This window comes from Streptomyces sp. NPDC093109 (genome assembly GCF_040701725.1).
Lineage (GTDB): Bacteria > Actinomycetota > Actinomycetes > Streptomycetales > Streptomycetaceae > Streptomyces.
The window spans coordinates 61,722-75,480 of record NZ_JBFBEZ010000009.1 but is presented as its reverse complement, the minus strand read 5'-3'; the positions used below and the strand labels follow the sequence as shown (position 1 = coordinate 75,480).

The following is a 13,759-nucleotide window of genomic DNA, read 5'->3' as shown; positions in this document are numbered from 1 at the left end:
GCCGGGCCGGCTACAGGCCGTCGGTGTGGAGGAGCAGGTTGGGCGAGTTCGGGTGGATCGGGGACACGACATCCTCGGTCGCGTTGCTGATGATCCAGCGGGCCACGTCCTGCGGCGCGGCGTCCGGGTAGGCCTCCTCGTAGAGGGCCGCGACCCCGGCGGCATGCGGGCTCGCCATCGACGTACCGCTCAGGGTGGTGGAGCCGCCGCCGAGCTTCGCGGAGACGATGCCGACGCCGGGGGCGTAGAGCGACAGGCAGGGGCCGAAGTTGCTGAAGTACGCCTCCTGGTCGTTCCGGTCGGTGGCCCCGACGGTGAGCACCTTGTTGGCCCGCGCGGGTGACGCGTCACAGGCGTCCACCGTGCTGTTCCCGGCCGCCGCGACGGGCAGCACACCCGCGTCCGCGACGCCGTTGGCCGCGGAGTCGAGCGCGGGGGAGACGGGTCCGCCGATGGACGCGTTCAGGACCGCGGGCTGAGTGGCGTGGCTCGCGACCCAGTCGAAGCCGGCGATCGCCTCGGCCGTACTTCCGTCGCCGGTGCAGTCGAGTACCCGGACGGCGACGAGGGAGACCTCGCGCGCCACTCCGTATGTCTTTCCACCGACGGTGCCCGCCACATGGGTGCCGTGCCCGTGGCAGTCCTGGCCGTTCCGTCCGTCGTTGACGGCGTCGAAGCCGACGGTCGCGCGGCCCTCGAACTCGCTGTGCGCGGTCTCGATGCCGGTGTCCACCACGTACGCGGTGACGCCCCGGCCGGTGCCCGTCACGTCGTACTGGCCGTCAAGGGGCAGATAGCGCTGGTCGATCCGGTCGAGGCCCCAGCTCGCGGCCGGCACCCGCGCCGCGGACCGCGTTCCGGAGGCCGGTGGCAGACCGAGACCGACCTCGGCGTTCTCCTCGACGGCACGGACGGCGGGCAGGGTGCGTACGGTACGCAGCTGGCTCGCCGAGAGCCGGGCCGCGAAGCCGCGCAGGGCGGTCCCGTACGTGTGGAGCGGGGTGACGCCGAGCTGCCGGACCACCGCGTCGGGGGCGAAGGCGGGCTTGACCGTGACGATGTACTCGCCGGGGATCGCCCGGTCGGCGCGCTGCACCGGGACGAGGTCCCGCGCGGGCCCGTCCGTGGCGTCGGCGCCGTTCGCGCCGGTGAGCAGGGGAACGAGCAGCAGTAGAAGAGTGGTGGGTGCCCAGCGCGCGCTCAAGCGCATACGTGCTCCTGTGTCGGGGAACTGGATCGGGACCGGGTCGTGGACGAAGGGGACAGAGCGGGTGAAGAGGATCCGCGTGGTGCGGCGGACCCGTACTTCCTTCGTCCACGACCCGCCCGTTGCTTGAGCGATGTCACCCGGATGGCACAGGCCGGGTCAGAAGCGCATGCTCCAGAGGTCGAGATAGCCGGGGTCGACGCTGAAGATGCCGGGGGTGTTGTCCGTGACGCGGAGCTTCCAGACGCCGTCGGCGGGGAACGCGGACGCGTCGATGGTGTAGGTGTCGCGCAGTTCGGGGTCGCCTCCCCAGACGAAGTCCTTCAGCAGGATCGTCGTACCGTCCGGCGCGATCAGACTGATGATCTGGCCTCCGGAGAAGGGGTGGTAGAGCTCGACCGAGATCTTGAGGGCGCTGGACGCGTTGCCCTGGCGGCCGGTGACGGTGAGCGGGGACTCGATGGTCTTCCAGTTGGGGATGTCGACGCGGTCGGGGTTGACGAAGAAGTCGCCGCCGGAGACGAGGACGGTCCAGTTGTAGGCGAATGTACGGACCTCGGCCGCGGAGTTGCGGATGGCGACGACGGGGGTGAAGTCGCCTGCCTTGGTGGGGCTTCCGGCGATCAGTCCGGTGTCCGCGTCGATCGTCAGGCCGTCCGGCAGTCCGGTCGCGGAGTAGGCGAGCGGTCCTGGCCGGGTGGAGGTGGCCTCGATCGGCCGGCTGACCGGCTGGCCGACCGCCGCGTCGCGGTTGGACGGCGCCTTCGCGGCGATGTGGTTGACGTAGTTCGCGCCGACGTTGACGGCCGCCCAGGCGTTGCCGATCGCCTCGTACGCCTCGCTGCTCGTCCCGTACAGATCGGCGGCGGCGCTGAGGGTGGCGGTGCGGGCGCCCGCGTAGTCGGTGGTGGACGTCATGTAGAGGGTCAGCGCCCGGTACCAGACCCGGAGCGCCTCGCCCTGCCCGATGCCGGCGACCGGGGTGCCGTCGAAGGTGGGGCTGTCGTAGTCGATGCCGTTGATGGTCTTGCGCCCGCTGCCCTCGGAGAGGAGGTAGAAGAAGTGGTTGGCGGGTCCTGAGCTGAAGTGCGGGTCGAGCTTCTTGGTCCCGGAGGTCCAGTGGTCCTGCGAAGTCCCCACGGCCGAGGCGTCCCTGGAGGGCCGGTCGAGATAGCGGAGCGGCTTTCCGGTGCCGCGGATGTCGGCGAGTTCCCCCATGAAGTAGTCGGGGACGTCGTGGGCGTTGTTGGCGTAGAACTCCACTCCGGTGCCCATGATGTCGCTGGTGGCCTCGTTCAACCCGCCTGCTTCACCGGTGTACTTGAGGCCGGCGGTGGCGGAGGTGAGGCCGTGGGACATCTCGTGGCCGGCGATGTCGAGGGAGGTGAGCGGCCTGTTGTTGCCGATCCCGTCGCCGTACGTCATGCAGAAGCAGGAGTCGTCCCAGAAGGCGTTGGCGTACGCGTTGCCGTAGTGGACGCGGGAGTACGCGGCGACGCCGTTGTTCGCTATGCCGTTGCGGCTGAACCGGTCCCGGTAGAAGTCCCAGGTCTGCTGGGCGCCGTAGGCGGCGTCGACGGCGGCGGTATGACGGTTCGTCAGGGTTCCGTCGCCCCAGGTGTCGTCCGGGCTGGTCATCAGTGTGCCCCGGACCGCGGTGTTGTCCGCGTCGTAGGTGCGGTGGCCGCCGCGTCCGGTGTCGGTCATCTCGAAGGTCTGGCCGTTGTGGGTGGTGCCGATCTCGACCCGGCCGTTGTACTTGCCCACGCCGGCGCCGGCGTGGACCGTGTCGAAGGTCTCCAGCAGTTCACCGCTCGCGGCGTCGGTGATGATGTGCAGGCTGCTGGGCGTGCCGTCGTCCCGTACCCCTTCGACGACGGATTCCCAGGCCAGCGTGGGCTGTTCGGACTCTCCCAGCCGGACGACGAGCCGGGGCGCTCCGTCCGGGGCCGCCTCGTCGGTGCCCTCCGCCTTCGCGGTGGCGAGGGCGGACTTCTTCGCCGCGGCGGCGGGGACGGCGGCTTCGGTCGTGGGCAGCGTGAGCGTCGCGTCCGACGCCTTGGTGACGGTACGGGCGGCGGCGCCCGCTGCCGTACTCCCGGCCGCGCGGTCGTGGACGACCAAGTCGCCGCCGAGGACCGGGAGTCCGGCGAAGGTGCGTTCGTAGCGGGTGTGCACGGTGCCGTCGGCGTCCTTGACGACGTCCTTCGGTATGAGCTTCTCCCGGGCACCGAGCTTCAGCGAGCGGGCGGTGGCGCCCGACGCGTCGGCGGCGGCCCTGATGAGCTTCTCCCGTCCCGCCGGTGTGAGCGGGACGGCGGCGGCGCCGGGCCTGGGTTCGGCGGTGATGCGCGGAGGCGCCTGGTGGGAACCGGTGGGTTCCGGGGCGGCGGCCGAGGCCGGCAGGGCGGGCAGGAGGAGCGCGGCCAGGGTGGCGGCGGCGAGGGCGGCCGTGTTGCGGCGCGCGGCGGGTCGGAGCCGGGATCTGCGGACGGGGTGGGGCGACGCTGCCCTGGTGGTAAGGAAGTTGATCGTCACTCCAGTGACTCCTTGGGCGTCAGCATGGACCGGCGGGCAGTGGCTGCCCCACCGGCTGAGGAGAGTTGTGCGTTGACGTCCGTGCGGTGATCAGAGCGTCGCAACCGGGAGCCGCCGTTGTCAGCACTGCGGAGACCGTTGTCCGAAAGCCGGTCGGGACCTTCGCCGTGGGAGCGCTCCCATTCGTAGTGGATCACATGGGGCTTTACCGCGCGGCAACACTCCGTTCAGCGGACCACTTTGGCCACTTTCAGCCCCCGGACACCAACTCCGGCATCGCGCTTGACCTGTGCAGTTCAAGCCACCTATGTTCTGCACCCTGGCTCGAACGCATACGGCGAGCCCTCTTCACCACTCCTCGGGGGAAGCACATGAACTGGTATCTCGACGTCCTCAAGAACTACGCCGGCTTCAGCGGGCGGGCGCGTCGCCAGGAATACTGGATGTTCTTCCTGTTCAACATCATCGCGGCGATCGTCGTCGCGATCATCGGCAGCGTTCTCGACCTGGGGATCCTCTCCACGATCTACGCCCTCGCGGTCTTCATCCCCACCCTCGCCGTGGGCGTGCGCCGGCTGCACGACACCGGCAAGAGCGGCTGGATGCTGCTTCTCGGCCTCATCCCGCTGGTCGGCTTCATCATCCTGATCGTGTTCTTCGCCTCCGAGGGCGAGAAGGGCCCGAACGCCTACGGCCCCGACCCCAAGCAGGCATAACGCCGCGCCCGGTCGCTCCCGGGCTGCATCGGTGCCCGTCGGCCCACACGGCCGGCGGGCACCCGGCGTTCAGCTCACGGACCGGCCCTCGGGTCGGCCGTCGCGCGCGTCCAGCCACACCGCTGTGTCCGGCGGCAGCACGGTACCGCCGGGCAGCTCCCCGCTCGCGAGCAGCGGCGTGACGGGTACGGAACCGGACGACGGCTCCAGCGGGATCGGCGCGCCGGAGAGGTTGACCCGGCAGACCAGGCCCGCGCCCTTGCGGAAGGCGAGTTCGCCGGGGGCCGACGGCAGCCAGGTGAAGCGCTCGTCGCCGCGGAAGCCCCGGCGCAGGGCCAGCGCCGTACGGTACAGCTCCAGGAAGGAGCCGGGCCGGCCGGTCTGGGCCTCGACCGACCGCTCGCCCCAGCCGTCCGGCTGCGGAAGCCAGCTGCCGCCGGGGCCGAAGCCGTACGAGGATCCCGTCCTGGTCCACGGCAGCGGCACCCGGCAGCCGTCGCGGCCCTTCAGCGCGTGGCCGGTGCGCTCCCACATCGGGTCGCGCAGGGCGTCCGCCGGGAGGTCGGCCACCTCGGGCAGGCCCAGCTCCTCGCCCTGGTAGAGGTATGTCGTACCGGGCAGCGCGAGCGTCAGCAGGGCGGCGGCCCGCGCGCGGCGGCGGCCCCGCTCCCCGTCGGCGGCCGGGCTCCGGCCGTCGGTCAGCAGCCAGCCGGGTATGTCGGCGCCGTCGGGCAGCGCGTACCGGCTGCGATGGCGCACCACGTCGTGGTTGGAGAGCACCCAGGTCGGCAGCGATCCGGTGGTGGCGGCGCCGGCCAGCGAGGTGTCGATGACGTCCCGGAAGGCCCCGGCCTCCCACGGACAGCGCAGATGGAAGAAGTTGAACGCCTGGTGCAGCTCGTCGGGCCGGGTGTAGAGCGGCAGCCGGGCCGCGCTGACACCGGCCTCGGCGACCATGATCCGGGCCGGCGCGTACGAGTCGGTGACCTTGCGCCACGTCCGGTAGACGTCGTGCACCTCGTCGCGGTCCCAGAACGGGTGGTTCTCGCCGCTCGGCGGGGCGTTGAGCGAGACGGAGTCGGCGCCCCGGGTGTTGCGCAGCGGCGGGGTGAGGTCCTTGCGCAGCCCGTGGGCGACATCGATACGGAAGCCGTCCACGCCGAGGTCCAGCCAGAAGCGCAGGGTGCGCTCGAAGTCGGCGGCGACGTCCGGGTTCTCCCAGTTCAGATCGGGCTGCTCGGCCGCGAAGATATGCATGTACCACTGGCCGTCGGGGACCCGGGTCCAGGCCGCCCCGCCGAACTTCGACCGCCAGTCGGCGGGCGGCTCCGCGCCGCCGGGACCGGTGCCGTCCCGGAACACGTACCGGTCGCGGGCCGCCGAGCCGGGCGCGGACGCGAGGGCCTCGGCGAACCACGGGTGCCGGTCGGAGGTGTGGTTCGGCACGACGTCGACGATGGTACGGAGCCCGAGCGCGCGGGCCCGGTCCAGCAGCGCGCGGAAGTCGCCGAGGGTGCCGTGGCGGGGGTCTACGTCCCGGTAGTCGGCGACGTCGTAGCCGCCGTCGGCCAGCGGGGACGGGTAGAACGGGGTGAGCCAGACCGCGTCCGCGCCCAGCTCCGCGACGTGGCCGAGCCGGTCGGTGATGCCCCGGAGGTCGCCCATCCCGTCGCCGTCGGCGTCGGCGAAGCTGGGGACGTACACCTGGTAGACGACGGACTCGCGCCACCAGTCACCCGCGCCTCCGCCACCGCCACTGCCCGCGCCTCCGGCGGGGAGATCGCTGCTGCCGTGGGGGTCGGCGCCGTTGCCGTCCGGGTGCGCGTGCTGAGTCACTGGTGCCTCTCGTGCCGGATGAGCCTCACCCGAAACTGTAGTGGCGGGGCAGTCAGTGGTGCGATCATCCGACTGAATCAGCCTCGGATCGACGGCTTGCCCGGGCCCGTATCCGCATCCGTATCCGGCTCGACGGCGGCGCGCATCGACCTCAGCGCCAGCAGCAGGACTCCGATGTCGTCGAGGTAGACCGGGTCGGGCAGCAGGTCGACCGGCAGCACCAGATAGGCGATGGCCGCCCAGAACACCCAGCGCTTCCCGGTGGGGAGGCCCGCCGCGCGCAGCGCGCCGCGCGCCCGGACGAGCCGGACGGTCAGCGTGATCGCCGCGCCCAGGGTGAGCGCCGCGAGCACGGCGCCCACGGCGAGGACGATCTGGAGGTCGCTCATGGCGGTCCTCCTCCTTCGGGTCCTTCGGGCTTCGGAATCGTACGGCGCCGGTACCCGCGCTCCGGTACCCGCGCGCCGGTCGTCCGCTTACCCCCGTACCGGCGCCTCAACGGAATCAAGGGAATCGTCATCCGTCCAGTCCGGCACCGGGTGGGCGCCCCGGCGGCCGAGGACCTTGTCGATCCGGCCGTCGATCAGGACCGCGACCACCCCGCAGCGGCAGCCGCAGTACTCCACCACCCCGGCCGACGTGGTGTGGCAGGACAGCAGGGTCCAGCGGCACGCGTCGGCACCGGGCCGGTCGCACACCGCGCACCGGTCGTCCTCTCCCCCGGGCCCTCCACCGCCGCCGTCAACGCCGCTGTCACCGCCGCTGTCACCGCCGCCGCCCTCGCCACCGCCGCACGTCCGCATGGACTCAGGCTGACGTCATCACCTAGATATATTCAACCCTTACATCGATTCGCCTTTACATTGGCCCGATGCAGTTCAACCACTACGGCGGCGAGGCCGCGCTGCTCGCCGCCGATCTGGCCAACGCGGAGACGCCCTTCACCCCGGAGGGGATGGAGGCGCTCCTGATCGCGCGCGGTATCGTCCGGCGCTCCCTCTCCGTCCCGGGGACCGCCGCCATCGAGGTCTGGAGCCGCCGGCTGGCGCCCTGCTTCGGGCCGCAGGAGCTGGAGGTACGGCGCGACCGGGTCAACGCGCTGCTGGCCGACGCGGCGAGCCGGCCGTACATCAGCACGCACGACGGCCACGGTCCCCATCTGCACTACGCGGACCCCGGGCTCGGCGCGGTCGCGCACATCCGGGCGGCGACGGCGACCGGGCTCGCGTACGTCGTCTGCTTCGCCAGCCACACGCGGCTCGGGAGGTGTGCCCGCGCCGGGTGCGGGCTGGCGTTCGTGGACACCTCCCGCAACGGCAGACGGACGTACTGCTCGGTGCGGTGTGCCAACAACGACGCCGTCGCACGTCACCGGAGGCGCTGACACGCGCGGAGGGACCCGGGTATCCGGCCTCGGTGTCAGACCCCGGTGTCCGCGTCCGGCGTCCGTGTGCCGTGTCTTCCGGCCGCCGCGCCCCGTCGGTACGTTGCCGGGAACCGGATCTCTGCGGACCGACCCGGTCCGCCCGGGGCGACGGAGGGTTCCATGACACCACGTGTACCGCGGATCCAGGGCCACTGCGACGCACGGTTCGCCGGCGTGCGCGCCGCGTTCGAGCGGAACTTCGACGTGCACGACGAACTCGGCGCCGCCGTGACCGTACTGGCCGGCGGGGAGGCCGTGGTCGATCTGTGGGGCGGCTGGGCCGACGGCGCGCGCACCCGGCCGTGGGAGTGGGACACCCTGGTCAACGTGTGGTCCACGACGAAGGGCGCGACGGCGCTCTGCGCGCATCTGCTCATCGACCGCGGGCTGCTGGACCCGGACGCGCCGGTCGCCGCGTACTGGCCGGAGTTCGCGGCGGCGGGCAAGGAGTCCGTCTGCGTACGGGAGTTGCTGTCACACCGCGCGGGGCTCGCCGCGCTGCGCGAGCCGCACTCGCTGGAGCAGTTCTACGACTGGGAGTTCACGACCGCGCGGCTCGCCGCGACGGAGCCGTGGTGGGAGCCGGGCACCCGGTCCGGCTACCACGTGCTGACGTACGGCTTCCTGGTCGGCGAGCTGGTCCGGCGTATCACCGGGCAGCTGCCCGGCGCGTTCCTGCGGTCGGAGGTGACCGAGCCGCTCGGCATCGACTTCACCATCGGGCTGCCGGAGAAGGAGGTCGGCCGGCTCGCCGAGCTGGTGCCGTCGTCCACCGGCCCGACCCCCGAACAGGCCGCGGCCTTCGCCCGGTTGGAGCCGGTGGGGGTGGTGGCGCTGACCAACCCGGCGATCGGCATGGCGGAGGCGAACAGCGCCCGGTGGCGGGCCGCCGAGGTCCCCGCGGCGAACGGCCACGGCACGGCCCGCGCGGTCGCCGCGCTGTACGGGATCTTCGCCACCGGCGGCCGGGCGGGCGAGCACCGGGTGCTCTCCGCCGAAACGGTCGAGCGGGTACGGGAGGGCCAGGGCCGCTGCCGGGACCTGGTGCTGGGCGTGGGCTTCCCGCACGAGACGGAGGTGGGCCTCGGGCTCTGGCTCAGCGGCGAGAACCGGTCGTACGGGCCCAATCCCCGGGCGTTCGGGCACGAGGGCGCCGGCGGCTCCTGCGGGCTCGCCGATCCGGAGGCGGGCATCAGCCTCGGGTACGTGATGAACCGGATGGGGACGCGGATCGTGGACGATCCCCGCCGGATGGCGCTGATCGACGCGGTGTACGCCGCGCTGTAGCCAAGGGGCCGCGCGCGCCCGCGCGTTCCGGCGCGCGCCGCTCCCTCCTCCCTCCTTCCCCTCCCCTGCCACCCCCTTCCCTTTGCACGGATCCAGGACATCCCACAAGGGGAGCTATTCGGCCATGATCAACATGCGCGCATTTCGGGGGTACCTCGCACAAGCGGACGAGCTTCGCGCGTAGACCCGTCCGTCCGACCCGTCCCACCGCCGGATATCGAACTCATCGCGCCACGTGCCGCCTGCCGACCGTGGCGCATATGCATTCCTGCCGCACCGACCGTTCACCCGTTGGAAGCCAACCGGCAATTCCCGTGCTCGGAGGTGTTTCTGACGCTCACTCAGCGAAGTCACCGGCTCACCGGCGCGGGCGTCGCGAGCGGGACCGGGCGACGCCGGCCGGGACCCGGCCGGACCGGCACAGCGCCCGTCACGCGTGCCCTCGCACGTAACTTCGCCCCGAAATGCGGGCCCTGACGGTCCGTCCTGACCCGGCGGTCCAGAAGTGGGCCTTGCCCGGAGGCCGGGCTGACCTAAAGATTCAGTCAAGCGATTGACAGGACACGGCCAAAAAAGCGGCCGCAGACTGCCACGCCCACGCCCCATCGCGGTCCACCACCCAATGGACCGCGCGCTCCCCCCACTCATGGAGGATTCTGTGACCTTCAAGCGCTTCTCCCCCCTCGGTTCGATCTCCCGGCGCGTCCGGCTCCTCGCCGTCACCTCCGGTATGGCGACCGCCGTCGCGCTCGCCGCACCCAGCGCCGTCGCCGCCCCCGCCCCGGCGCCCCTCCCGTCGGCCGCCGCGCTGGCGGTCGCCGACCAGGCCGTCCTGGACGCCGACATCGCCGGTACGGCCTGGTACACGGACAAGGCCACCGGCAAGATCGTCGTCACCGTCGACAGCACGGTCACCGACGCCGAGATCGCCACCATCAAGAACTCCGTCGCCGACACCGAGGCCGGCCTCACCATCAAGCACACCGAGGGCCGGTTCACCGAGCTGATCGCCGGCGGCCAGGCCATCTACGCCGGCGGCGGCGGGCGCTGCTCCCTCGGCTTCAACGTGCGCAGCGGCTCCACGTACTACGCGCTGACCGCGGGGCACTGCACCAACATCGCCTCCGCCTGGTACACCAACTCGGCGACCACCACCTCGCTCGGCACCCGCGCCGGCTCCAGCTTCCCGGGCAACGACTACGGCCTGATCCGGCACACCAGCTCGGCCAACGCCGACGGCCGGGTCTACCTGTACAACGGCTCGTACCAGACCATCACCTCGGCCGCCAACCCCAGCGTCGGCCAGACCGTCCGGCGCAGCGGCTCCACCACCGGTGTCCACAGCGGTACGGTCACGGCCCTCAACGCGACCGCCAACTACGGCAGCGGCAACGTCGTCACCGGCCTGATCCAGACCAACGTCTGCGCCGAGCCCGGCGACAGCGGCGGCTCGCTGTTCAACGGCACCGTCGCCTACGGCCTGACCTCGGGCGGCAGCGGCAACTGCACCTCCGGCGGGGTCACGTTCTTCCAGCCGGTGGTGGAGGCGATGAACGCGTACGGCGTCAGCCTCGCCTGACCGCACACTCCCCATTGACCGCACACTCCCCATTCCCCCCACGGAACACCGACGGGCCGCGCACCTGGTGCGCGGCCCGTCCCGTGTGTCCGACCCGTGTGCCCCGCCCGCTCCCCGCGCGGCGAAACATAGGCTGTGCTCAGGAGTCCGACGAACGGGGTGCACCGCAGTGTCACAAGGTCATGAGGAAGAGGTCCTGGCCCGCATCGCCAAGGGGCTGGTCTACACCGAGTCGGAAGCGGCCTTCCAGGCCCCCCGGCGCCGCACCGACCAGATCTTCGCGTACAACCACACACCGCCGGGCGAGACCGAACGGCAGCGGTCGCTGCTCGTCGAGATCTTCGGAACGGTCGGCGAGCGCACGATCCTGCTGGCGCCGTTTCACGCCGGGTTCGGCAGCAACGTCCACATCGGCGACGACTTCTTCGGGAACGTGAACCTCACGTTCGTCGACGACGTGGACATCCGGATAGGCGACGGTGTCATGATCGCCCCCAGCGTCACCCTCACCACCACCGGGCACCCGGTCCATCCCTCGCGGCGCGTGGACTTCGGGCGGTTCTCGGAGCCGATCGTGATCGAGGACAAGGTCTGGATCGGCAGCAATGTCGTCGTCCTCCCGGGCGTCCGGATCGGATACGGATCGGTCATCGGCGCCGGCAGCGTCGTCAGCCGCGACATTCCGCCGATGAGCGTCGCGGTCGGCACCCCGTGCCGGGTGCTCCGCGCCATCACCGACGAAGACCTCACCACCCGGACGGCCACGCCGTGACCGGGCGCCCGGGCCGCCGCGCGGTACTGGCCCTCGGCGCCGGTACGGTGCTGACGGCCGCCGCCGCGGCCACGGGCGGACCGGCCCACGCGGCGGGTAGTGTGCCGGCGGGGGAGAGCACGGTCACCCGGGCGCTGGCCGGCCTGGAGCGCGCACACGGCGCCCGGCTGGGGGTGTTCGCGCGGAACACGGTCACGGGCAGGAGTGTGGCGTACCGCGCCGGTGAGCTCTTCCCGGTCTGCTCGGTGCACAAGACCCTCACCGCCGCCGCGGTCCTGCGGGACCTCGACCGGCACGGCGAGTTCCTCGCCCGGCGGATCAGGTACACCGAGAAGGACGTCACGGACGCGGGCCACGCCCCGGTCACGGGCGCGCCCGAGCACCTCGCGCACGGGATGACCGTCGGTGAGCTGTGTGCCGCCGCCATCGCGTACAGCGACAACGCCGCCGGCAACCTGCTGCTCCGGGAGCTCGGCGGCCCCACGGCGATCACCCGCTTCTGCCGCTCCATCGGTGACACCGTGACGCGGCTCGACCGGTGGGAACCGGAGCTGAACTCGGCGGAACCGGGGCGGGTGACGGACACCACCAGCCCGGCGGCCATCGGGCGGAGCCATCTGAAACTGCTCCTCGGGGACGCGCTCGAGCCACGGGACCGGCGGCGGCTGACCGCGTGGCTGCTCGCCAACACCACCGGCGCCGCCCGTCTGCGCGCCGGGCTCCCCGCGGACTGGACCCTCGCCGAGAAGACCGGCACCGGCGGCTACGGCACCACCAACGACGTCGGCGTCGCCCGGACCCCGGACGGGGCGCCCGTCGTCCTGGCCGTACTGTCCACCCGGCAGGACGACGCCGGTGCTCCGGCGGACGAACCGCTGGTCGCCGGGGCCGCCGCCCTCCTGTCGGCGGCCCTCGCCTGAACAGCGGTGCGGAGCAGGGCGGTTGACCCCACGCGCGGTGCGACGCGATGGAGTACGTGATCCCGTAGTGCGGCCTGCGTCGGCAGACCCTAACTTCGTGAGTGCCGGAAGAAATGGTCCGGACCAGAGGGAAGGGAACGCCGGGGGATCCCCGCGGTGAACCACTCCCCGTCAACCGATCAGAAGGGTGAAACCATGTCGACGACCGTCACAACGGCAGTGGTGTGCCTCGTGTGTGACAGCGCCCTGGACATCGAGAGCGGCTCGGAGAAGGGCGAGATCGTTGAGTGCGGCACATGCGGCCAGGAGCACGAGCTGACCAACGCCTCGGCGAGCGGCTACGAGGTCTCCCTGGCCCCCGAGGTCGAGGAGGACTGGGGCGAATGACGACCGCAGCCACCGATGTCCTGCTGTCGGTGACCGTGCTGCGCCCCGACGAGCGTCGGCTCCTGGACGCACTGCGCGCCCAGGGGCTGACGGCCCGTCCGGTCCTTCCGCCCGATCTGGCGGACGTACTGGCGGCCGGGGGCGAGCGGCCACGGCTGACCGTCATCAGGAACCTGTCGCACCGCGAGGCCATCGGCACCGCCCGCCGTCTGGAACAGGCCGGGGTCGCCACCCTGAACAGTCCCTCCGCCATCGAGATCTGCAACGACAAGGGCCTTCAGGCGCTGCTCTTCGCCCGGCTCGGCATTCCCCACCCGGCCACCCGGCACGCGTTCACCTACGGCCAAGTGCACGACGTCGCCACCGAGTTCGGCTGGCCCGTGGTGGTCAAGCCGGTATCGGGATCCTGGGGACGCGGGGTGACCCGTCTCTCCCACGAGGAGGAACTGGAGGCATGGACCGGCGGACGGGAGTCCGCCGACGCGGCGGGGAAGCTCTTCCCCGTCCTGGTGCAGCAGTACGTCGAGAAGCCGGGCCATGACCTGCGTGTCGTGGTCGTCGGCGCGGAACCCGTCGTCGCCATCCGCCGGAAGTCCGACAACTGGCGCACCAACACCCATCTCGGCGCCCAGGTCGAGCGGGTCGAGATCAGCGACGGCATGCGCCGGCTCTGCGACCGTGCCGTCGAGGCGCTCGGCCCCGGCTTCTACGGCGTGGACATGATGGAGGACCGGCACACCGGCGAGATGACGGTGGTGGAGATCAACGCCAACCCGGAATTCGCCCGTTCGTCGGAGACCCACGGCGTGGACATCGCGGGGCTCTACGCCCGGTACGTGGTCGGGCTGCTGGACGCGGACCGCTCGCTGCTCACCGTCTGACCAGCGGCCGTCCCACCGTCACAGCCTCACTCCAGCACACCGGCGCTCCGACACACCGGCTCTCCAGCACACCGGCGCTCCGGCACACCGCCGCTCCCCACACCCCCACCTCACGGCGCCCCCGGCCCGTGCGCCCCGGCACGCCTCATGGACCTCCCCCGCGCCCGGACCTCCCCCCGGCGCGGGGGACCCCGGGGCTGCCGCGAAGGG

Annotated in this window: 13 protein-coding genes; 8 read left to right on the top strand and 5 right to left on the bottom strand. The window is 71.9% G+C overall.

The window, feature by feature from the left end; all coding sequences use genetic code 11:
- Positions 1–10 precede the first annotated feature (10 nt).
- Both AB0389_RS11690 and AB0389_RS11685 read right to left on the bottom strand, forming a co-directional pair.
- Entirely contained in the window at positions 11–1,210 is a 1,200-nt protein-coding gene (locus AB0389_RS11690) for a S8 family peptidase (RefSeq protein WP_366395167.1), read from the bottom strand.
- Between the two features lie 156 nt (positions 1,211–1,366).
- Positions 1,367–3,745, bottom strand: a complete 2,379-nt coding sequence (locus AB0389_RS11685) for a M4 family metallopeptidase (RefSeq protein WP_366395166.1) — start codon at positions 3,743–3,745, stop codon at positions 1,367–1,369.
- A 371-nt stretch (positions 3,746–4,116) separates the two neighbouring features.
- On the opposite strand from AB0389_RS11685, the gene AB0389_RS11680 reads away from it, so the two are divergent.
- Positions 4,117–4,461 carry a DUF805 domain-containing protein gene (locus AB0389_RS11680; RefSeq protein WP_366395165.1) on the top strand — a complete coding sequence of 115 codons (345 nt, stop codon included), beginning with the start codon at positions 4,117–4,119 and terminating at the stop codon, positions 4,459–4,461.
- A 69-nt stretch (positions 4,462–4,530) separates the two neighbouring features.
- On the opposite strand, the gene AB0389_RS11675 is transcribed toward AB0389_RS11680, so the two are convergent.
- The 3 genes from AB0389_RS11675 to AB0389_RS11665 all read right to left on the bottom strand — a co-directional run bounded on the left by AB0389_RS11675 (position 4,531) and on the right by AB0389_RS11665 (position 7,100).
- On the bottom strand, positions 4,531–6,165 hold the full coding sequence (locus AB0389_RS11675; protein WP_366395274.1) for an alpha-amylase family glycosyl hydrolase: 1,635 nt from the start codon (positions 6,163–6,165) through the stop codon (positions 4,531–4,533).
- A 209-nt stretch (positions 6,166–6,374) separates the two neighbouring features.
- The gene (locus tag AB0389_RS11670) at positions 6,375–6,686 is read right to left on the bottom strand and encodes a YkvA family protein (protein ID WP_366395164.1); all 312 of its coding nucleotides are present in this window, start codon (positions 6,684–6,686) and stop codon (positions 6,375–6,377) included.
- Between the two features lie 87 nt (positions 6,687–6,773).
- Complete coding sequence (locus AB0389_RS11665; protein ID WP_366395163.1) at positions 6,774–7,100, bottom strand: hypothetical protein; 327 nt, start codon at positions 7,098–7,100, stop codon at positions 6,774–6,776.
- A gap of 68 nt (positions 7,101–7,168) precedes the next feature.
- Between AB0389_RS11665 and AB0389_RS11660 the strand changes: the two genes are divergently transcribed.
- The 7 genes from AB0389_RS11660 (at position 7,169) to AB0389_RS11630 (ending at position 13,549) form a co-directional block, all read left to right on the top strand.
- Positions 7,169–7,681 carry a CGNR zinc finger domain-containing protein gene (locus AB0389_RS11660; protein ID WP_366395162.1) on the top strand — a complete coding sequence of 171 codons (513 nt, stop codon included), beginning with the start codon at positions 7,169–7,171 and terminating at the stop codon, positions 7,679–7,681.
- A 162-nt stretch (positions 7,682–7,843) separates the two neighbouring features.
- Positions 7,844–9,010, top strand: a complete 1,167-nt coding sequence (locus tag AB0389_RS11655) for a serine hydrolase domain-containing protein (protein ID WP_366395161.1) — start codon at positions 7,844–7,846, stop codon at positions 9,008–9,010.
- Between the two features lie 658 nt (positions 9,011–9,668).
- Entirely contained in the window at positions 9,669–10,589 is a 921-nt protein-coding gene (locus AB0389_RS11650) for a S1 family peptidase (protein ID WP_366395160.1), read from the top strand.
- 169 nt (positions 10,590–10,758) lie between these two features.
- Positions 10,759–11,361: a sugar O-acetyltransferase gene (locus tag AB0389_RS11645; RefSeq protein ID WP_366395159.1), complete on the top strand. Its 603-nt coding sequence runs from the start codon at positions 10,759–10,761 to the stop codon at positions 11,359–11,361.
- Between the two features lie 26 nt (positions 11,362–11,387).
- On the top strand, positions 11,388–12,281 hold the full coding sequence (bla, locus tag AB0389_RS11640) for a class A beta-lactamase (RefSeq protein ID WP_366395273.1): 894 nt from the start codon (positions 11,388–11,390) through the stop codon (positions 12,279–12,281).
- Positions 12,282–12,476: 195 nt separating this feature from the next.
- A complete protein-coding gene (locus AB0389_RS11635; protein WP_366395158.1) occupies positions 12,477–12,668 on the top strand; it encodes a lysine biosynthesis protein LysW in 192 nt (63 codons plus the stop codon).
- A complete protein-coding gene (locus AB0389_RS11630; protein WP_366395157.1) occupies positions 12,665–13,549 on the top strand; it encodes a RimK family alpha-L-glutamate ligase in 885 nt (294 codons plus the stop codon). The genes AB0389_RS11635 and AB0389_RS11630 overlap by 4 nt, the downstream gene beginning before the upstream one ends.
- The last annotated feature ends 210 nt before the right edge of the window (positions 13,550–13,759 follow it).